A 21,846-nucleotide genomic window follows, 5' to 3' on the forward strand; every position below is an offset into this window, starting at 1 on the left:
GGAAACGCAGAGGGGCGCCGGCAGTAATGCCGGCGCCTTCTGCGTATGTCCGCTGCATGACAGTGATGCGCCTGTCGCCTTCACGCCGTCGCCACCGTCTATGAGGTGCAGGGCGTGCCTGGCGCAGGCCCATCCGTACACACGCCGCGGCCGACGCGGCCCATCAGGTTGACGAGGTCCCCGATGTCGCACCCGCATTCGCCCACCGCCCGTTTCCCTGCTGCCCTGTGGCGCAGCCACCCGATGGCCTGGGCCGTCGCAGTGGCCCTGGGCAGCGTGGTGGCTCCGGCCACTCAGGCCCAACAGGCGTTCAGCCCCGGCTGGTTCGCCGAGCGCGGTGCGGCGCAGGGCGCGGCGGCACAGAGCGGGCGCATGCCCAATGGCGTGCCGATCCAGTTACAGCTGCCCGCGCAGCAGCAGGATGCGGCACGGCAGAAGCTGCAGCAGTCGATCGACAACCTCGGCACGGCCGCGCAGGCCATCGCCCTGCAGCAGCGCCTGCAGGAGCAGGCACGGCAGGCGCGCCGCGAGGCGGGTTTCGTAGTGGCCGATGGCCTGGGCAAGGATGGCCTGAAGGTCGACGAGAATCCGCTGACCCGTGGCTGGATCAACGCCCGTGAGGCCATCCAGTCGCAGACCGCCGAGGGGCGGGTGCTGGTCAACATCGAGCAGACCGCCGACCAGGCGATCCTGAACTGGGAGACCTTCAACATTGGTGGCAATACCACGCTGAACTTCCTGCAGAACCCCGACTGGGCCGTGTTGAACCGGGTCAATGATCCCGCTGCAAGACCCAGCCAGATTCTCGGCCAGCTGAAGGCCGATGGCACGGTGTTCGTGGCCAACCGCAACGGTGTGGTATTCGGCAACAACAGCCAGGTCAATGTCCGCAATCTGGTCGCGGCGGCGGCGCGCATCAGCGATGCGCAGTTCCGCGAGCAGGGCCTGTACAGTGCCGACGCGAACACCTCGGCGCTGACCGACGCCGTGGGCAAGGTCATGGTCGAACGCGGTGCACGCATCACCACGCACGAACCGACCACGGCTACACGGGGCGGCGGTTATGTGCTGCTGGCTGGCCACAGCGTGGAAAACGCGGGCCAGATTGAAACCCGCAAGGGACAGGCCCAGCTGGCCGCCGGTGACAGTTTCGTGATCCGTCGCGGCGTGGGAACCGCCCAGAACACCGCGTCCACCACCCGCGGCAATGAGATTGCCCCGCGCTTCGTCGCTGACAGCACGGCGGGCAGTGTTCGCAACAGTGGTCTGATCCAGGCGCGCGAAGGCGATGTCACGCTGGCCGGCCGCACCGTCGAGCAGGCTGGAGTGGCCGTTGCTACTACCACGTTGAACCAGCGCGGTACGGTGCACCTGTTGAACTCGGCGTCCGATGCGGCCGGCAGCGTGACTCTGGCCGCCGGCTCGACCACGGCAGTACTGCTGGAGGACGATGGCAAGAGCATGGCGCTGGACAGCCAGCGCAACGCGCTCATCAAGGAATCGGCCGAGCAGGACAAGCTGCGTGGTTCCAGCAACAGTGGCACCTTCGATAATCTCTCGCGCCTGCAGGACCGCCGCGAGCAATCGCGCATCGAAGTCGTGTCCGGCGGCGATGTGAACTTCCAGGCCGGCTCGCTGGCAGTGGCCACCGGCGGCCAGGTGATCGCCGACGCCAGCCGGCGCAGCTATCTGGATGATGGCGCGCGCGTGGACGTCTCCGGTGCGGTGGGTGTGCAGGTGGCGATGGAGAGCAACAACGTCAAGGTGAAGGTGCAGGGCAACGAGCTGCGCGACTCGCCGGACAATCGTGACAGCGGCAAGCTGATCAGCAGCGAGGTGTGGATCGACCGCCGCCAGTTGACCGAAGTTGCCGCCGGTACCGGTGGCTATGAAGGCACGCGCTGGTATGCCGGCGGCGGCCTGCTGGAAGTGGGTGGCTATCTGGACAATCAGGGGCATTCGATCAGCGAATGGGCAGCGCAGGGCGGCACCGTCCAGTTGGCAGGCAAGGAAGTCGTCAGCCACGCCGGTTCGCACATCAATCTGGCTGGTGGCAGCCTGGATGTGCAGTCCGGCGTGGTGCAGCAGAGCTGGCTGCGTGGCCGCGATGGCCAGTTGTACCGCCTTGACGACGCCCCGGCGGAGATGCTGTACGACGGCCTGTACCAGGGCTATGAAGTGAAGCAGGAACGTTGGGGGGTGACCGAATCGTTCCGCAATCCGCTGGTTGCCCCGGGCCAGCGCTTCGACAATGGCTACACCGTGGGACGCGATGCTGGCCGCCTGTTGATCTCGGCGCCCACGGCCGTCCTGGAGGGCCAGGTGGATACGGTGGCCTTCCAGGGCGCACAGCAGACGCGCCGGCCCGATCAGGGGCAGGAGGGCTATGCGCAGGCACAGACGGCGGTGGCCCGCAACGCCCAGCTGTGGCTCGGGCGTTTTGACAACAGCGGGCGCAGCGCGGTGTTCGACTCGAATGTCCGCATTGGAGCGCTCAAGGCCGATCCCCGGCCGTGGACGCTGCAGGCGCCGGTCGGGGAAGCACAGCGCAATACCGTGTGGTTGGACAGTGAGGTGCTGAGCGCCCAGCGATGGGGGCAGGTGGACCTCGCTTCGGCCGGCCGTATCGACCTCGATGGCACGCTCAGGTTGCAGGAGGGCGGCCGGCTTGGGCTCACCGCAAGCCGCGTCAGCTTCGGTGGAACGGTGCAGATTGCCGGCGGGCAGGTGGAAGCCGGAAATCTGCTTGCGGCGCTTGGCGGGCCCACGGCATTGCTGACGTCCGGACGTGGTGCGGTGGATGTCGCGGCCGGCGCCCGGATCGATCTTGGCGGTGGCTGGAGCAACGCGCTTGCAGCGCCGGAGGGCGGTCCCGCACAGGCGTGGATCGACGGCGGGCAGGTGCGCTTCAACAGCAGCCACGATATCGACGTGGGCCAGGGAGCAGCGATTCTGGTTGATGCCGGCGGTGCGATCGATGCCAACGGCAAGGGGCGCGTCGGCAAGGGCGGCAGCGTCAGTCTGCTCGCGGCCAGCACCGAGGTCGCCACCGACGGCAGCGGCCGGCTGGGCTTCGGCGAGGGCGCGCGCTTCAGCGCGCTCGGCAATGGCAGCGGCAACTTCATATTGGCAACCGGCGGTGCGGTGTCTATCGGCGTGCCTGGCACGGAAGCATCGGCAGCCTCGCTGCGATTGCAGGCAGCGCTGTTCAACAGCGGCTTCGCCGGCTATGACATCGCCGGTCACAACGGTTTGACGGTTGAAGAGGGCACCCCGCTGCAGGTGCAACGACCTGCGCTGCGCTTGGCCGACGGCGCAGCACAGGCTCTGGTCCGCGAGCAGGGCGTGCAGGCCTGGATGCCATCGTTGTACGAGGCCGATCCGAGCAGTGGTCGCGTGTCGCAGCGTGGCGGCGCGAGCCTGACACTGCGCGCGGGGCATCTGCTGTCCACGGCCGACCTGCGCGTTGGCAAGGGGGCCAGGATCGAGGTCGACCCGGGCCAGTCGATCGAACTGTCCAGCGCCGGCAACCTGAGCGTGGCCGGTCATCTGAAGGCAGCCGGCGGCCGCATCCGCCTGGATGAGGCGTTCGATCCATCCGGTGTACGTGGTGATGCACGCCGCGAGCGCCAGTGGACGATCGCCGATGGCGCGCTGCTGGACGTGAGTGGCGATACCGTTTCGCTGCGCGACGCGCGCGGGACGTTGCGCGGGCAGGTGCGCAAGGGCGGAACGATCGAGATCGGGGGCGCGCTGGACTGGGAAGACCAGGACAACGTACGCCACCTGCCACCCGATACCTTCGTGGTGGTGGAGCGTGGGGCGCGGCTGGATGCCTCCGGTGCGTCGGCGCTGCTCGATATCGATGGCAGCGGGCGCACCCGCGTGGACAGCGATGGCGGCAGCATCGTGCTGCGCAGCGGCAATTCCCTGTACCTGCAGGGTGAACTGGACGCAGCGGCCGGCGGCGACGGCGCGCGCGGCGGCACCCTGGGGGTTGCCTTCGGTGGTGGCACCTACGGCAGGACGGCAAACGGCAACGACGTGCTGGCACCGCGGATGATCTCACTGACCCAGCACGCCGCGCAGACGGCGGACCTGCCTGCACGCCTTGAGTACGGCCACGCGGCACTGTCGGTGGAGCAGATCGAGGCCGGTGGTTTCGATCATCTGGCCCTGTTCGGTGACATCCGTGCGCAGGGGGATGTCAATCTGCGCATGGACCAGAGCCTGCGCATCCAAGGCTTGAACGAGCGTTACCTCGGCTTCGTCCCGGGTGGCAGCGAGGGCGGCCACCTGCAACTGGCCGCGCCGTATGTCCGCCTTGCGCAGGGCCGCTGGTGGCAACCGGCCGGCGAAGGCACGTTGCGCCCGCTGGAGGCGCCCCTCGACGCCGGCCGGCAGCATCGCCTGGAGGTGGGCGCCGATCTGATCGACCTGCGCGATGTGACCTGGCTGGCGGGCTTTGATCAGGTCGCGCTGCGCAGCCGCGGTGACATCCGCTTGCTGGCGCCGGTCGCCAGCAGTTCGCTGGTCTCCACGCTGGCAAGCCCGGGGTCTATCGACATCAGCGCCGCACGCCTGTACCCGGCAGCCCGGGCCAAGGGACGCATCGTGGCCGGCGTCCCCGACATCGGACCTTCAGGCGAGCCGTTCTGGCAGAACCCCGACGCCGTGCTGCGCATTCATGGCATTGCAGGCGGCGCGCAACCGGCACCGGATTCTGCGTTCGGAAGCCTGGAGCTGGTGGCGGCGACGGTGGTGCAGGGCGGCAATGTGCAGGTGCCGTGGGGCCATGTGCAGCTCGGCGGCCGGAAGTTCAACGCCGATGTCGCCGGCCGCGTCGACCTGCTTGCAGGCAGTGTGACGTCGGTGAGCGGAGCGGGCCTGCAGCTGCCGTTTGGCGGCACCGTGGATGGTGTTGGCTGGCGCCGCAACGGTGCCGACTTCGATGTGCTGGGCCCCGGCTCGAACAACATCCCGATCGGTATCGACATCGTGAGCAACGCCTTCAATGGCGTGGCGGGCAGCGTGCTGGACATGTCCGGCGGCGGCGAGCTGTCCGGCGCTGCATTCGTGGCCGGACGGGGTGGCTCGGTGGACGTCCTGCGGCATGCGCTGGCGGATGCGAACCCGCGCTACCGCTTCAGCGGCAGTGACAATGCGGTCTACGCGATCATGCCGGGACGCTCGGGCACGCAGGCGCCGCAGGCGCTCGCTGACGGCAGCGCCGATCCGCGCGTTGGCCAGCAGATTGTCATCCCTGCCGGGGTTCCAGGCCTACCGGCGGGAACCTACACGTTGCTGCCGGCCAGCTACGCCCTGCAGAAGGGCGCATTCCGCGTCGAAGTCGGGGCTGAAAGCGCCGTCGGCAGCCGACAGCCAGTGGCGACCGGCACCGGTTCCTGGCGCGTCAGTGGACACCAGGCGCAGAGCCTGGGGGGTGGAGTCTCATCGCTGCTCACTGATCTGGTGCTGACGCCGGCGGATGTGGTGCGCCGCCATGCCAGCTACAACGAGACCTCCTACAGCGCGTTCGTACAGGGCGTGGCCGAGCGGCGTGGTGAAGCACTGCGCTGGCGGCCAACGGATGCCGGCAACCTCAACCTGGTGCTGGGTGATGGCGCCGGACGTTCGAGCGTGCCAGCCGCGATCTTCCAGGGCGTGTCACGCTTCAACGCCGGCAGCAATGACGGACGGGGCGGCACGCTTTCGGTCAATCTGCTCGCTTCCAATGAGGCGATGCTGGAGATCGCCACCCAGGGCGTTAGTGCCGGCAGTGGAAGCGGTGCCACCCTCTTCGATTCGGCGCTCAATGCGTTCCGCCCGGAAACGATGCTGATCGGCGGCGTGCTGCGACGTGACGCGACGACTTATTCGCTGGAGGGCAGTGCGCAGCACATCGTGGTGCGCAACGGCGTCACCCTGACGGCGCAGGAAGTGCTGCTGTCGGCTGCGTTCGGGGGCAAGGGGATCCTGGTCGAGCAGGGCGCTTCGATCGATACCCTGGCCGGAGCCGATCCCTCGCGCGTGGCGCAGCCCACGGCGCCCTATCTGGTGTCGGGCGGCCTGCTTGCCGTGTCCAACCAGCGCTTGACGGCGCTCAGTGCGCAGGGCGGCAGTGCCGCCGGTCCGGTGGCGATCGACATCGGCGGATGCGAGGTGGACTGCAGTGGCCAGACCCGGTTGCTGTCGGCAGGCAGCATCAATGTGGTCACCGACGGCGCCTTGAACATTGGCGACGCAGTGAGCTATGGAACGCGCCAGCTCGGCCTGGGCATGTCGGCCCTCAACCTCGGTAGTGCCGAAGCCATTGCGACGGCAGCGGCAGCTGGTGGCCTGCCGGCCGGCATGACCATGAACCAAGAGGTACTGCAGCGATTACTGCGCGGAAACACCGCCACCGGCGCGCCGGCGCTGGAGGCGCTCAGCCTGACCGCGCGCGATGCCATCAATGTGTTCGGCAGCGTGGACCTGGATACGCGTGACAGTGCGACCGGCCGCAGCAGTCTACGCAGTCTGGTGCTGGGTGCCCCTGCCATTCACGGCTACGGCAGCGCTACCGACCGCGCGCGCATCTTCGCCGATACGCTGGTCTGGGACGGTACGCTGGCCGGCACCGCATTGGCCGGCGGTGAGCAGACCCAACCAGCCGGCGAGGCGATGGTGGGCCGGCTTGGCCAAGGGCAGCTGGAGATCAATACGCGGGTGCTGGAGCTGGGGCGTGCGCCCTTCACCCGGTCCAGCTCGACGGTGGCCGCAGATCGCCAGGTGCTCGGCTTCGCCGGCGTAACGCTGGCGGCGTCGGATCGCATGCTGTTCTCCGGCAAGGGCAGCCTGGACGTCTTCCAGCGCCAGGGCGACTACGTGGCAGGCAGCGGCTGGCAGTTGAATGGCGGCGCGCTGGATATCGTCACCCCGCTGCTGACCGGCAACGCGGGTGCGCAGCTGGCCATCCGCAATGGAGGAACGGTGCAGCTGCGCGGTGCTGCGGCGACCACGGGCAGCGATGCGTTGGGTGCAGAGTTGTCGATCACGGCCGAACGGATCGGCATCGACAGCCGCGTGGCGCTGGCGTCCGGCCGGTTCGAAGCCAATGCCCGCCAGGGCATGACGCTTGGCAGCAACGCGGTGCTTGACATGGCCGGCCGCAAGGTCAGCCTGTTCGACGTGGACAAGTACAGCTGGGGCGGCGACGTGGCGCTGACGAGCCGCGAAGGTGACATCGTTGCCGACACCGGGTCGCGTATCGATCTTTCCGCCCGCAACAACCGCGGCGGCCGCCTGACCGTTGCTGCACTGGGCCCGCAGGGCGGCCGTATCGATCTGGCCGGGACCCTGCTGGGCGGCGCCAGCGGTCGCTACGATGCCGGTGGAACCGAAGTGCCCTATGACGGTGGCGAGCTGGTGGTGCGTGCACGCCGGTTGCAGGACTTCTCCGGCCTGAACGCTCGGCTTACCGCCGGTGGCATCACCGGTGGCCGGACCTTCCAGTTGAGTGAAGGCGACCTGGTGATCGGCGATGAGGTGAAGGCCCGAAACGTTGATATCAGCGTGGATGGCGGCAGCCTGCAGGTCAATGGCCGCGTTGATGCCAGTGGCGAACAGGTCGGCAGCATCCGCCTGTCCGCCCGCGACGTGCTGCGTATCGATGGCACATTGGACGCGCATGGCAGCGGCCTGCGCGTGGACAGCTACGGCAAGATCATCGACAGCCCGAACCGGGCCATGATTGAACTGACCTCTGCCAACGGCAGCCTGCAGCTGGGTGCGGCTTCCTCGATGGACCTGCGCGCCGGTACGTCGGTGGCGACCGGTAGCGGCCCGGGCCAGAACGACGGCCGCGCACGCGGCAGCGTCAAGCTCAACGTGCCCCGCGTGGGCAGCAACGATGCAGCAATCGAAGTGGCCAGCGGCATCCGCATTGCCGGCGCCGGCGACCTCCAGGTCAACGCCTTCCGCAGCTACGATTCGGCGCCGCTGGCCAGCGCTCCAGACGTGCACGGCCATCGTCCGCAGGTGATCAACCAGCAATGGCTGGATACGGTGGTGGACCTGGACAACAGCCTGTGGATGAACGCCGCGCTGGCCAATACGGGATTGCAGCAGCGCACCGCCGCCCTGGGCAGCTACCGCCTGCGTCCCGGCGTGCAGCTGGTGGCGCGGAGCAGCAATGACAATCCGCGTGGCGACCTGGTGGTGGCCGGTGATATCGATCTGTCCGGCTACCGCTACGGACCGCAGTCGAACCGGACTGATCCAGCGCGCCGTGGCTTCGGTGAATCGGCCGCGCTCGTGCTGCGCGCCGAGGGCGATATCAACGTCTACGGCAGCATCAACGACGGTTTCGCACCGCCGCCTGCCAACCCGGATGAGGACGGCTGGGTGCTGCTGGAAGGGCGGAGCGCGGGCTCGCCGAACACCGCATTTGGTGGCGATCTGATCGTGCCCGGCGAGGGCGTCAAGCTCCAGATCGGCACTGAGTTCCGCGCCGGTGCGACACTGAATTACGACCTGCCGTTCCAGGCGCTGACATTGCCGTCGGGTACGGTGCTGCCGGTGGCCATGACACTTTCCGCAGAGCTCACGCTGCCCGCCGGCAGTGTGTTGGGGGCGGCGGTGACCACCGATGGCGGCCAGGTGCTGGCAGCAGGCACCGTGCTGGCCCAGGCGCTCACCCTTCACGCAGGCGCACGGCTGGGCGCCGGCTTCCGCCTGCGCAGTCCGGCACCGGTGGCGGCCCAGATCTGGCCTGCCGGAGTGGCGTTGCCGATGGTGATGCGGCTCTCCGGCGCGCTGGATCTGCACGCCGGTGCCATCATCCCCTCGATGACCAAGGTGGAACTGGCCGGCGACGCTCCGGTGAAGCTGCGGGTGGCCGACGCCAGCGGCCGACAGGGGCGCAATTGGGCGTTGGCCCCGATGTTGCCCGAAGGGACAACGTCATGGGACCTGACTGCGGTGGCTGGTGCAGATACAGCGTCTGCCGATCCGCGCACGCGTCGCTGGGGCAGTGACGGCAGCATCGTACTCGCCGACAGCCACTACAGCACCATCGGTACAGTGACCACCACGACGGAATGGAAAGGCGATCGTGTCGTCAACCTGGAAGGTTCGCTGTTCTGGTGGGGGGACGACAGTCTGGTCGGCAAGTCGCCCCGGGAGGCGGCTGAAATGCTGGGTGTCGCCGAAGGTGACATCTGTGAACTGGGACCGTTCTGCGGCGCGGCGCCGCGCCTGGTGGACAAGGAGGGTTCGCTGATGTGGTGGGGGGACGAGTCCTGGGTCGGCAGGCCTGCGTCGGAACTTGGCGCCGAGATGGGCATGTCCGAGGAAGATATCTGTGCAGTCACCGGTTACTGCTACGGCGGCGGCACGCTTACCGAAGTCACTACCTACGGCAAGCGCCTGGGCTCGCCGGCCTGGAGCGTGTTGCGTACCGGCAAGGGAGACCTGGCGCTGCTGGCGGCGCAGGACGTGCGCATGAAATCCGGCTTCGGTGTCTACACCGCAGGTACGCCCACCCATCTGGGTGATGGCAGCGATCCGCGCTTCAACGCGGCGCGTGCGCCGAAGCCGGAGAACACCTTGCTGCTTGGTTCGACCCAGGCCTCCGGGGCCTACGACGCGGCCCTCGCCAGCTATCAGGCGTGGTATCCGGACCAGGGCGGCAATCTGCGCATCGAGGCGGGGCGCGACATCATCGGCGATACATGGAGCTTCCGCGCGGAATCGGGCACGGTCCAGCGCGACCAGGCTGGCCACTCAAGCGCAGCAGTGGGCAACTGGTTGTGGCGGCAGGGAACGGGCACCACCGGCGGTGTCGTGCAGACGCCGACCAGTTGGTGGATCAATTTCGGAACCTACAGCACGGTGAGGCCCGAACTGGATGCAACCCCCCGCCTGGTGGGCTTTACCGGGTTCGGGACGTTGGGGGGCGGCAATCTGAGCCTGGACGCAGGCCGCCATATGGGCATGCTGGACAGCATGGGCAACGCGCTGGGATACGAGATCTCGCCGCATTCGAGTGCGCTTTCGGTCGCGGTCGGATCAACCGGGCGCGTGGTCGATGGCCAGTTGCATCTCACTGGCGGTGGTGACATGGCCCTGCGCAGCGGGGGTGCACTGAATCCGGGCCTGCGTGCCAGCAGTCGTGGCAGCACATCGGATCAGCAGGACCTGGACGTCAATGGCGTGGTGACCAATGTTCGTGGCAATACCCGCATCGACGCTGCGCGCATTGGTGGCCTCAGTACAGTCCAGGCCAGCTATGGGCAACTGGGCCTGAAGGATCCGCTGGTGGCCGACAGCCCGGTTGCGATGGCCGGACCGGTGCTGGTGCTGGGCGACTCAACCGCGCAGTTGCAGGCGCGCGGCGACGTGGTGCTGGGTAGTGCCGCCGATCCAGGCCGGGTTCCCGTGGCCAATTTCAACACGATCGTGCTGGATGATGGCAGCCGCGCGTCTGGCACGAGCTGGTTCTCGCTATGGACGCCGCGCACCGCGCTGGACCTGTTCTCCGCCGGCGGGAATCTGTCGCCGGGCCTGGTGGGCACGCAGCATGCGAGCGGCAGCAATCAGGCCAGGGAGGTGGTCGAAATCAACGCCAGCAATGGCGACATCTATCTCAACTATTGGTTGCATCCCTCCCGGTTCACCGCCATTGCAGCCTCGGGCAACATCAATCTCGCCAATCTGCGCAGCGGCAGTGTGCCTGATGCCCAGGACGTCATCCTGCTGGCGCCCTCGGCGTCGGGACGGCTGGAGGTGCTGGCGGGAGGATCGATCCTGGCCGCCAACCGAGCGACACAGATCGCGCGCTCCAGCAGTGATGCCCGCATCCCTGGGCCGTTCGATCCCGGCTTCATCGCGCAGGGGCCCGGAAACGCGGGAACGGTGCGCAGCAATGTATCCGTCGATGGGAACGCCGCCAGCCCTGACACCGTGCTGCCGTATTTCGCGTTCGGTCCCAATACCGCGCTTGGTGCGTCGTTGCCGGCTACGCCGACGGCGGTCAGCCGGTTCTATGCCGTGGCCGGCGATATCATCGGGCTGGGCAGCGGCAGCAGGCGGCAGCTCTCGCGCAATGGCCAGAATGGCGGACGTACCGTATTTGACTGGTTTGAGGCGGGCTCGGCGGTACGGCTGCGCGCCGGCCGCGATGTCATCAGCGCCGATGTCACCGCGCTCAACACCCGCGGAACCGATATCAGCGGGATCGAGGCGGGCCGGGACATCATCCGCAGCAATCTGACGGTGGCCGGCCCGGGCAATGTCGAGGTCAGCGCCGGTCGCCAGCTGCGCCAGGAAGAGGCAGGAAGCATCGTCAGCCTGGGCGGCATCGTGCAGGGCGATACGCGCCCGGGCGCAAGCATTGCCTTGACGGCGGGCAATCAGGCCATTGATTTCGATGCACTGCGCACGCGCTACCTGGATCCGGCCAACCTCGCCGATCCCTCGCAGTCGTTGGCTGCGCAACCGGGCAAGGCGGTGAAGATCTACGACAAGGAGTTGAGGGAGTGGCTGCAGCAGCGCTTCGGTCTGGCGGTTGGTGGCGCCGAGGCCCTGGCGGCATTCGACCGGCTGCCGAAGGAACAGCAGCGCATCTTCCTGCGCCAGGTCTACTACGCCGAACTGCGTGAAGGTGGGCGCGAGTACAATGATCGGAATGGGCCACGCGTTGGTTCTTACCTGCGCGGCCGCGAGGCCATCGCCACGCTGATGCCGGACAAGGACGCTGCCGGAAAGGCCATCGACCGTACCGGCGACATCCTGTTGTACGGAGGCTCCGGCGTGCGTACCGAAGCCGGCGGCAACATCGAGCTGATGGCGCCGGGCGGACAGATCGTGGTGGGTGTGCAGGGCGTGGTGCCGCCGGCCAGTGCGGGGCTGGTGACCCAGGGGCAGGGTGACATCCGGCTGTTCAGCCAGGACAGCGTGCTGCTGGGCCTGTCGCGGGTGATGACAACGTTCGGCGGTGACATTCTGGCCTGGTCGGAGCAGGGTGACATCAATGCCGGCCGTGGTTCGCAGACCACCTTGTTGTACACGCCACCGCGCCGCGTCTATGACGGCTGGGGCAATGTGCTCCTGTCGCCGCAGGCCCCGGCCAGTGGTGCAGGCATCGCAACGTTGAACCCCATTGCCGAAGTGCGGCCGGGCGATGTCGACCTGATCGCGCCGCTGGGCACCATCGATGCGGGCGAAGCTGGCATCCGCGTCTCGGGCAACATCAACCTGGCCGCGCTGCAGGTGCTCAACGCCGCCAACATCCAGGTACAGGGTGAAAGCAAGGGCCTGCCCGTGCTGGCCACGGTGAACGTCAACGCGCTGGCCTCGGCCAGTGCAGCAGCCAACAGCGCCAGCCAGGCGGCACAGGATGTGATGCGCAAGAGCCAGGATGATGCGCGGCGCAACCAGCCATCGGTGATCAGCGTGCAGATCCTCGGTTTCGGCAGCGGCACCAGCAGCATCAACCCGCCGGCGCGTGGCAATACTGCCAACGCTGGCTATGACGCCAACAGTGCCTTCCAGTTCCCGCAGGCAAGTCGCGACGAGGGCACGCAGCGCCGGTAGGCCTCTTGCAACGGTGCCGATCAACAGTCGGTACCAAGGTAGATCCACGCCATGCGTGGATGCGATCGGGCCGGAAGAACGGACAGCATCGGGCCAGCCGCCACGGAGCGGTGGCGGCCCCAGCCAGGACGGCACGGAGGGCAGGGAACGGCCATCAGCGGTGAGGACCACCGACACAACGCCGCCGGGTGCAGGAGAGTGCCCGGCGGCGGGAGCGACGCGCGAATGTGTCGCGATAGATGCCGACCTTGGCCGGCAGTAGATCCACGCCATGCGTGGATGCTTTGCCTGGGAGAAGCCTAAAGCTCCAGCACCCGCCGGTAACTCAACGGCCCACGCCCATCGCGCAGGCCCAACCGCAGTTCAAGTCCCGTGGCCGGCATTACCTCGCCTTCGCTCGGCAACACGGCCCATCCCGTTCCTGGCTGCCAGGCCCGCACCTCGAACCGCTGAACGCCGTGCGCCACGGCAATGCCCTTCGACAGTTCCGGCGCCGGCAACGGATACTGGTCCGTAGCCGTACCACTGGCCCGCCACAGCGTATTGCCCTGCCGCCACCAGCGTACCCGTTGCCAGTGCAGCCCATCGCTGCCGACACTGCGGGTGATCTCCAGCGCGAAGCTCCCATCCGGGTGCCGCTCGCTCACCAGCGACGGCGGTAGCAACCGCTGCGGTTGATCGGCCGGCCGCACTGCGCCATTCATCAACGCATCGTCTGCGCGCATTTCGATATCACGCTGGAACTGCTGCAGCACGCGCAGCGCCGTCGTGGTCTCGGCATCGGCTTGGCGCAGGCGCTGATTGCTGTTGGCCACGCTGTCGAGCGCCCGCCAGCAGATCAGCGCCAGTACGCCCATGATGGTGATCGCAATCATCACCTCGATCAGGGTGAAACCGCGCACGGCGCGCGTCATTGCGCCGCCGTCCATGGCAACTGCATCCGCGCCAGCGACTGCCGGGGTGCATCTTCGGCAACCACACTCAGCTCCAGCTGCGGCTGGCCGTCGTTGCCCGTGCGCAGATGCTGAAGCACCAGGAAGCTGCTGCGCCCCTGCACACAGCGCTGCCGGGCATCCTGCGGTGCCTGTCCGCTCAGGCGCAGTTCCTGCCAGCGATCCTGCACGCACATCAGTGCCAGGCGACGGTCATGCAGCCGTGACTGATCGTCGGTCGCCACTGCCACCGAGCGCATCACCGCTGCCAGCGCAATCGAAACGATCGCCAGCGCGATCAGCACTTCGATCAGGGTGAATCCGCGCATGTTCCGCTTCACTGCACGACCTGCAACCGTCCGCTGCCATCATCACGAAGACGCAGTTTGCGGCCATCCAGCGACAACGCAAGCTCCCAGGCGATACCGATCCACTCCGGGCTCAGCTCAATGGGGCTGGCGGGCTGCACCGCGATACCCGTTGCCTGCCACTTCTGCGGTCGCAGCAGATCATCGCGTTCAATGATCACCCAACCGCTGCCTTCGCGGCGGCTGAAACGATAGCCGTTGGCGTCGGCCTGCCAACGCAGGGGGCGGCCATCGATGCGCGCCTCATCGCGCGCCACCTGCAGGCGCTGCGCCAACCGCTCGGCTTCCTGTCGCAGCTGCCGGCCCGGGTCGAGCAGGCTGCCCAGGCCCAGCCCGATTCCGGCCGTGCAGATGCCGATGATCACCAGCACCACCATCAGTTCCAGCAGGGTGAAACCACGCTGCACGCGCTGCATCGACGTTGCCTCCTGTCCGTGTCGACACCTGCCAGCGTAGGCCTGCATGATGAAACAAAAGCGTCAGCCACAGCTGCTAGCGTAGGCGGACACGAACGTGGCGGTGGTGCGGAACATGGATGGCAGGCGCTGGGATCGCAATCGCATGTTGACCCTGCTGGCGGCGACGCTGCTGCTGGCCGTGGTGGCCTATTGGAGTGTCACCCTGTCTGCCGTGGCGCCAGCGGCCGCGGCCAGCGAGGCGAAGGCCGTGGCGCCGGTACGGCCGATGTTCGATGCAGTGGCGAGCCTGCCGCTGGTACGGCTGCTGTCCCCCGGTGCAGTGCAGACCGAGGTGGTGGTGCTGGGCGTGATGGCCGGTGACCATGCGCCATTGGCCCTGCTCTCGGTGGATGGACGCCCGGCGGAAGCGTATGCGCCCGGCCAACGGCTCGGACCCTGCACGGTGCTGGCCAGCATCAGTGCCAGCGCGGTGGAACTGAGCCAGGCCGGGCAATCGCGTAGCCTCCCGGTGCCCGAGCTGCCGCCGGTGCCGAGCGATGGCATCGTGCCCGCGGTACCGTAGAGCCGAGCCTACGCTCGGCTGCGCCTGCGCAGCATCGCCGATGAATGCAAAGACAGCCGAGCATGGGCTCGGCTCTACAAAGGCGCTGGCTCAGCGCGCAGGTCGCTGCGGCACCACCGAGCGCCCGAACGCATCGCCCATGCGCTGTCGTGTGCCTTCCAGGTTGTACTGCATCAGTTGGTTGCCGGGCTGCCGCATCAGGCGTTCGGCCTCCGGTAGCGCCGGTGATTTCGCCGTTTTCGATGCCGGCGCAAGTTTGCGCTGCAGGCAGTCCCAGGCCGGAATGCGCTCGCCATTGACCTGTACTTCGATGCAGGGCGCGGCGTCTTCCTGCTTCTTCGCCTCGTCGGCGCGCACCGGGGCCAACGCCAGCAGCAACGCAAGGGTGAGGGCAGCGCGCAGTTCCGCCATCAATGATTCACGCATCTCGAATCTCCCGCGGCAATCGACGTTCTGCAATGAAGACGTGTGGAGAGGGCAGGGTCCGCCTGCGTGCATTGCGCTGCCGTCAAAAGATGACAGTGCTGTCACAAAACTGTTGGCGGTTTTGACGCGACGTGCACGTCCTGTTGGTAGACCCACGCGCCGCTCCATGGCCATTTCCTTCGATACGACGCGATGCCTTCGATGACTCCTGTTCCGTGCCGAGCCGTCCGCCTTCCGCTGCGCCTGCATCCACTGGTGCTGGCCCTGGCGGCGCTGCCGCTGCCGCTGTTCGCGCAGGAGGCGGGGCCTGCGCCCAGCGTGAACATCAATGAATACATCGTGCGCGGCAACACCGTGCTCGATCCGCGCCAGATCGAGCGCGCGGTGGAGCCGTTCCTCGGCCCGGGAAAGACTCTGGCCGATGTCGAGAAGGCACGCGATGCAGTCAATGCGCTGTACCAGCAGGCGGGCTACCAGTCGGTCTACGTGGAGTTGCCCGAGCAGCAGGTCAGCGGTGGCGTGGTACTGCTGAAGGTACAGCAGACACCGATCGGCCAGCTGCGGGTCGTGGGAACGAAGCACGAATCGCCCGAGCGCATCCGCGAACGCGTACCAGCGCTGGCGGAAGGCAAGGTGCCGGACTTCGACCAGGCCCAGAAGGAACTGACCGCGCTGAATGAGGGCGGGCGTCGCCAGGTGATGCCGCTGGTGCGCGAAGGCCAGGTGCCGGGCACGATGGATGTGGACCTGCAGGTCGAAGAAAAGTCGCCGTGGCGTGCCAGCGCGTCACTCAACAACGACCACAGCGCCGACACCGAGAAGCTGCGCCTGAGTGCATCGCTGGCCTACGACAACCTGTGGAAGCGCGGGCACAGCGCCAACATCGGCGTGTACCTGGCACCGGAAGACACCAAACAGGCCAAGGTGTTCTCGGCCTCGTACACGATGCCGTTTGAAGGTACCCCATGGAGCCTGGAAGCGTCTGGCTACAAGTCCGACAGCCGTGTGCTGAACGCGGGCGGGCAGGTCGGTACCGGCACCGGAACCAATGTGGTCGGCAACGGCCATTCGATCGGTCTCAAGCTCAACTATCGACTGGCCGGCAGCAGCCAGTGGTGGCGCCAGCTCAGCCTCGGCGTGGACTTCAAGGACACCGAGGAAGACACGCAGATGGGCAAGGAGAGCCTGAAGACGCCGCTGAAGTACGCGCCGATCACCCTGGGGTTTGTCGGTGTGCGCCAGGGCGAGCGGGATCAGTTGAGCATCAACACCCAGCTGGTGGCCGGTACCCGCCGCCTGTTCGGCTATGGCAGTGACGCCACCGCCTTCGGCCAGAAGCGCTACTGGGCCGATCCGAGCTTCGTCGCCTTCAAGGCCGACGTGGCCAACACCCACACCTTCAGCAGTGACTGGCAGTGGTATGCGCGTGGCTCGCTGCAGGTAACCGATGCGCCACTGGTGTCGGCCGAGCAGTTCGCTGCTGGCGGCATGTACACCGTGCGTGGCTACCTGTCGGCCGAGGCGATCGGCGACTACGGCGGCCTGGCCAGCCTGGAATGGCGCTCCCCGGCGTGGTCGCTGTGGAGCGGCACCGACCTGCGTGTCTACAGCTTTGCCGACGCGGCCTACCTGCGCCTGCGCCAGCCGCTGCCCGAGCAGCGTGACAAGTACAACCTGGCCTCGGTCGGCCTGGGCGCGCAGCTGCGCCTGGGTGAACACCTGCAACTGCGCCTGGACTACGCCTGGCCTTATGCCGATGGCCCGGTCACGCGCAAGGACGACCCGCGCCTGCATTTCAACATCAGCACCAGCTACTGAACCTTCCCTTGAACATGCGTTCTCCGGAGACCCTTCGCATGGACCGTTTGCTTTCCCGAGTGTTGTTGCTGCTGGCCGCGCTGGTTGCGCTGCCGGCCGCTGCGGCCGATGCCAATTGGTGGCAGGCCGAATGGAAGTACCGCAAGCCGATCACTGTCGACGCCGGCCCGCAGGGCGCGGGCCTGGCCGGTGACCCGGGTCGCACGCCGCTGCTGCTGCGCCTGCATACCGGCAACTTCGGCTTCGACGGCACCCAGGATGCGGGCAACGACCTGCGCTTTGTCTCGGGTGATGGCCGCACCGTGCTGGCCCACCAGATCGAACAGTTCGATCCCAAGCTGGGCCTGGCGCTGGTCTGGGTGGACGTGCCGGCGGTCAGCGCTGCGGCACCGCAGACGATCTGGATGTACTACGGCAATGAAAAGGCCCCCGCCAGCGGCAACGGCCAGCAGGTGTTCGATCCGGACTATACGCTGGTCTACCACTTCGCCGAGGCCAATGCGCCGGCACGCGACACCACCGCTTATGGCAACAATGCCGGTGCCGTGGTGCCGCCATCGGAAGGCTCGGTGATCGGCCGCGGCGTTCAGTTGGGTGCAGCCCCGCTGCCGCTGCCGGCCAGCGCATCGCTTGCGCAGGAGGCGGGCGCGCCGCTCACTGTTTCGGCCTGGATCAAGCCAGGCAGCAACAACGCTGCACAGGCGATCTACGCCCGTCGCGACGGTGCGTCCGAACTGGTGCTGGGCATCGAAAACCGGGTGCCGTTCGTGCAGCTCAATGGCCAGCGCAGCACGCCGGCGCAGCCGATTCCGGAAGGGCAGTGGGCGCATGTGGCGCTGACTGCGGAGAAGGGCGCACTGCAGTTGTACCTCAATGGCCGCGTGGTCGCCCAGCTGAGCGGCGAGCTGCCGGCGCTGACCACCGCGCCGGTGGTGGGCGCTGATGCGCCGGGCGCGGTGCAGCCGCTGGCCAATTTCGAGGGCGCACTGGATGAGCTGCGTATCTCGCGCGTAGCACGACCGGCGGCACTGCTGCTGGCCGATGCCACCGCACAGGGCGCCGATTCGCGCCTGATCAGCTACGGTGCCGACGAGCAGTCCGCCGGTCAGAGCCACTTCGCCTTCATCCTCAAGGCAATGCCGTTCGACGCCTGGGTGGTGGTGGCGATCCTCGGCCTGATGATGCTGCTGTCGTGGGCGATCATGATCGCCAAGGGGCGCCACTTCGGCCGCACCAGCAAGGCCAATGCGGTGTTCACCGAGAGCTTCGGCAAACTGTCCGGCGTGCCGCTGCGCACCCTGTCCGACATGGACCGCCAGGGCAAGGCACCCACCGCGATGCACGACGGTTCGCTATGGCGCATCTACCAGGTGGCCATCGATGAAATGCAGCAGCGCCACCAGCGCGATGGCAACAGCGGTTACCTCAGTGGCGCCACCATCGCCGCGATCCGCGCCTCGATGGATGCGGTGATGGTGCGCGAGCAGGAAGCGATGGCACGGCGCATGAACTGGTTGTCGACCACCATCGAAGGCGCGCCGTACGTGGGCCTGTTCGGTACCGTGATCGGCATCATGCTGGTGTTCGTGGTTGCGGCGATGGCCGGCGCGGTGGACATCAATTCGGTGGCACCGGGCATGGCCGCGGCGCTGCTGTGTACCGCTGCCGGGCTCGGCGTCGCGATTCCGGCGCTGTTCGGCTACAACTACCTGGGAGCACGTGCCGAGGCGATCGGCGCCGACATGGCGGTGTTCATCGACGAGTTCGCCGCGCGCCTGGCCGAAGAGCAGGACGGGCGCGGCCCGGCCGCGGTCCAGGGCTGAGGGGCGCGCCATGGGCCAGAAGGCGAAGTTCGGCATCAAGAAGCGCGAGAAGGGCATCAACGTGACGCCCTTCGTCGACGTGCTGCTGGTGGTGCTGGTGATCTTCATCCTGACCAGCAACGCCTCCATTCCCGGCATCGAGGTCAACCTGCCGAAGGCCAGCAACAGCGTCGCGCTGGAGAAGCCGAAGACCAAGGCCATCACCATCGACCCCAGTGGTCAGGTGTTCCTGGATGCCTATCCGGTGACGATGGCCGAGCTGGAAGACCGCCTGCGCACCGAGCGCGCGACCACGCCGGATTTCCCGGTGATCGTGCGCGGTGACGCGCAGGTGCAGTACGCCCGCGTGGTCGAGGTGCTGGACCTGCTGCGGCGGCTGGAGCTGGCCCAGGTCGGCCTGGTCACCGGCAAAGCGCAGGGCTGAGGCATGACGGCCCATCAACCCCCTCGGCCGGAGCCCGGCATGCGCGTTCGCCAGTTGCTGGTGACCGTCGCGTTGGTGCTGGCCGCTTTGCTGGTGCTCGGCATCGCCGTGTGGTGGATGCTGTTCAAGGACACCGCCAGCACCCGCCGGCCGGTGGTGCAGCCGCCGATGCTGGCGCTGCCACCACCCCCGCCGCCGCCGCCGCCGCCGGAAAAGCCACCGGAGCCGGAGACGCCGCCGGAAGAAGCGATGCCAGAGCCGGAACCTCTGGATCCACCGACGCCGGCTGAAGAGCCAACGCCAACGCCGGACAACGCCGACCCGGTGACGATGAATGCTGATGCGCAGGCCGGCGGTGACAACTTCGGTATCCAGTCCGGCAGTGGCGGCGGCTCGTCCGGCGTCGGCCGTGGTGGTGCCGGCAATGCCACCTACGGGCGCTACCTCGGCTACCTGATGCAGCAGGCGATCTCGCGCGACGACAAGGTCAAGCGCCTGGCGTTCCAGCTGCAGGTGAATGTGTGGCTGTCCGACGATGGCCGCCTGGAAAAGGTCGAGCTGGTGCGCGGCAGTGGCAACGAGGAGGCCGACGCGGCCGTGCTCGATGCGCTGCGACGCATCGGCAAGGTCGACCAGGCACCGCCGCCGTCGCTCGATTTCCCCGCCCGCGTGCTGATCCAGGGCCGCCGGCCCGGGGCCTGATTCCCGACCTCCGTGATTTCCCTTCTTTCGATGAGAACCGTGATGAACGACCACGTCCGCGCACGAACCGACTCCCGCCACCCGCGGCCGGCCCGACGGGCGCTGCTGTGCTGCGCCGTGCTGCTCAACCTGGCCGCCCCGGCCGGTGCGATGGCCGCCGAAACCACCATGGTCAAGCTGATCAAGGGCCTGATCGCCAGCGGCGCACTGAAACCAGAAGACGGCCAGGCATTGCTGGTGCAGGCCGAGGCTGAATCCGCTGCTGCGCAGCGTGCGGTGGCCACCGGCGGTGCTGCCGCCAGTGGTGGCGTGGCCCTGGAGGCCGGCGACGTGCGCGTGCCCTACGTGCCGCAGAGCGTGCGCGACGGCATCCGCGACGAAGTACACCAGGACGTGATGGCGCAGGCCAGGTCCGAGGGCTGGGCGGCACCGAACGAAGTGGCTGAGTGGACCAAGCGCATCAAGGTCACCGGTGACATGCGCGTGCGCAGCGAGTCGCGCTTCTTCTCCGAACGCAACAGCGACATCGTGAGCAACTGGTCGTCGATCAATTCCGGCAACGGCTTCGACACCAACACCAACACCAACCTGCAGCTGCCGCCGCTGCTGAACACCCGCCAGGACCGCCGCAACCTGTGGCGCATCCGCGCCCGCCTGGGCATCGAGGCCACCATCGGCCAGCACACCACGGCCGGCGTGCGCCTGGCCAGCGGCAGCAGCAATGGCCCGGTGTCGACCACCGAGCAGCTGGGCGGTGGCCTGAGCAAGAAGGACGTGTGGCTGGACCAGGCCTGGCTGGCCTACAGTCCGGCCGACTGGGTGACGGTGCGCGGCGGCCGCTTCGGCAATCCGTTCTGGACCAGCGATACGCTGTTCTCCAACGACCTGAACTTCGACGGCCTGGCCGCCAACCTGCAGTATGACTTTGACGGTGGTGACCTCGGCCTGTTCGCCAACCTGGCCGTGGTACCGCTGGAGTACACCTCCGACAGCGCGCCCAGCCAGAGCCGGGTCAAGACCCCGAACGAGAACAAGTGGCTGTCCGGTGCACAGGTCGGCATGAACTGGCGCTTCAACGACGACAATGCGCTGCGTGCCGCACTGGGCTACTACGATTTCAAGAACATCAGCGGCCGCCTGTCCTCGCCGTGCGCGCTGTATGCGGGCGCGGTGGGCTGCGATACCGACTGGTCGCGCCCAGCGTTCATGCAGAAGGGCAATACCCTGATGCTGATCCGCGACATCGCGCGCAATCCGCTGGACCCGGCCAACACGCCGACCCCGCAGTATGTCGGCCTGGCCTCGGCATTCCGCCTGGCCACCCTCAACCTGCGCTGGGATACGCAGCTGGCCCAGGGCATTGGCCTGCGCCTGGATGGCGACTACATCCGCAACCTGGCCTACGACAAGCAGGCCATGTTCAGCCGCGCCAACAACGGCATCGTCAACAACTACGGTGCCGGTGGCGCCGCCAGCATCGATACCTTCCGCAGTGGCGACACCGCCTGGATGGTGCAGGCCACCTTCGGCGCCACTGACCTGAAGGAGAAGGGCCAGTGGCAGGCGCTGCTGGGCTACAAGCGCATCGAGGCCGATGCGCTGCCCGATGCCTACAACGACCCGAACTTCCACCTCGGTGGCACCAACGCCCGCGGCTACTACGTGGGCGGCGCCTACGCGCTGGACGCGCGCAGCTGGATCAGCGGCAAGTGGATGGCGGCCAAGGAAGTGTCCGGTGCTCCACTGTCGATCGACGTGTTCCAGCTGGAGTTCAATTCCGGGTTCTGAGTGACGGC

The 21,846-nt window shown here is 67.4% G+C and carries 11 protein-coding genes; 7 read left to right on the forward strand and 4 right to left on the reverse strand.

The window, feature by feature from the left end; all coding sequences use genetic code 11:
- The first annotated feature begins 183 nt into the window (after nt 1–183).
- Entirely contained in the window at nt 184–12,576 is a 12,393-nt protein-coding gene (locus ROV95_RS12625) for a filamentous haemagglutinin family protein (RefSeq protein ID WP_312544672.1), read from the forward strand.
- A 299-nt stretch (nt 12,577–12,875) separates the two neighbouring features.
- Here the strand turns inward: ROV95_RS12625 and ROV95_RS12630 are convergent, their stop codons facing one another.
- From ROV95_RS12630 to gspH, 3 genes are read right to left on the reverse strand one after another with little or no spacing between them, the layout of a single operon-like run.
- Nucleotides 12,876–13,490: a prepilin-type N-terminal cleavage/methylation domain-containing protein gene (locus ROV95_RS12630; protein ID WP_058980585.1), complete on the reverse strand. Its 615-nt coding sequence runs from the start codon at nt 13,488–13,490 to the stop codon at nt 12,876–12,878.
- The gene (gene gspI, locus ROV95_RS12635) at nt 13,487–13,837 is read right to left on the reverse strand and encodes a type II secretion system minor pseudopilin GspI (protein WP_219633891.1); all 351 of its coding nucleotides are present in this window, start codon (nt 13,835–13,837) and stop codon (nt 13,487–13,489) included. Before gspI ends, ROV95_RS12630 begins: the two co-directional genes overlap by 4 nt.
- Before the next feature lie 8 nt (nt 13,838–13,845).
- Nucleotides 13,846–14,292: a type II secretion system minor pseudopilin GspH gene (gspH, locus tag ROV95_RS12640; protein ID WP_312544675.1), complete on the reverse strand. Its 447-nt coding sequence runs from the start codon at nt 14,290–14,292 to the stop codon at nt 13,846–13,848.
- A gap of 115 nt (nt 14,293–14,407) precedes the next feature.
- Between gspH and ROV95_RS12645 the strand changes: the two genes are divergently transcribed.
- Nucleotides 14,408–14,857, forward strand: a complete 450-nt coding sequence (locus ROV95_RS12645; RefSeq protein WP_312544676.1) for a hypothetical protein — start codon at nt 14,408–14,410, stop codon at nt 14,855–14,857.
- Nucleotides 14,858–14,947: 90 nt separating this feature from the next.
- On the opposite strand, the gene ROV95_RS12650 is transcribed toward ROV95_RS12645, so the two are convergent.
- On the reverse strand, nt 14,948–15,283 hold the full coding sequence (locus tag ROV95_RS12650; RefSeq protein ID WP_134735471.1) for a hypothetical protein: 336 nt from the start codon (nt 15,281–15,283) through the stop codon (nt 14,948–14,950).
- 201 nt (nt 15,284–15,484) lie between these two features.
- Here ROV95_RS12650 and ROV95_RS12655 point away from each other — a divergent pair, with 201 nt between their 5' ends.
- Genes ROV95_RS12655 through ROV95_RS12675 form a run of 5 tightly spaced genes read left to right on the forward strand, consistent with a single transcriptional unit; the run spans nt 15,485 to nt 21,838 of the window.
- Nucleotides 15,485–17,101: a ShlB/FhaC/HecB family hemolysin secretion/activation protein gene (locus ROV95_RS12655; RefSeq protein WP_312544677.1), complete on the forward strand. Its 1,617-nt coding sequence runs from the start codon at nt 15,485–15,487 to the stop codon at nt 17,099–17,101.
- Nucleotides 17,102–17,139: 38 nt separating this feature from the next.
- Entirely contained in the window at nt 17,140–18,924 is a 1,785-nt protein-coding gene (locus ROV95_RS12660; RefSeq protein WP_180876738.1) for a MotA/TolQ/ExbB proton channel family protein, read from the forward strand.
- Nucleotides 18,925–18,934: 10 nt separating this feature from the next.
- On the forward strand, nt 18,935–19,348 hold the full coding sequence (locus ROV95_RS12665) for a biopolymer transporter ExbD (RefSeq protein WP_005409874.1): 414 nt from the start codon (nt 18,935–18,937) through the stop codon (nt 19,346–19,348).
- A gap of 39 nt (nt 19,349–19,387) precedes the next feature.
- The gene (locus ROV95_RS12670; protein ID WP_312544679.1) at nt 19,388–20,050 is read left to right on the forward strand and encodes a cell envelope integrity protein TolA; all 663 of its coding nucleotides are present in this window, start codon (nt 19,388–19,390) and stop codon (nt 20,048–20,050) included.
- A 42-nt stretch (nt 20,051–20,092) separates the two neighbouring features.
- A complete protein-coding gene (locus ROV95_RS12675) occupies nt 20,093–21,838 on the forward strand; it encodes a putative porin (protein WP_312544680.1) in 1,746 nt (581 codons plus the stop codon).
- The last annotated feature ends 8 nt before the right edge of the window (nt 21,839–21,846 follow it).

Source organism: Stenotrophomonas maltophilia group sp. msm1, from assembly GCF_032025805.1.
Lineage (GTDB): Bacteria > Pseudomonadota > Gammaproteobacteria > Xanthomonadales > Xanthomonadaceae > Stenotrophomonas > Stenotrophomonas hibiscicola.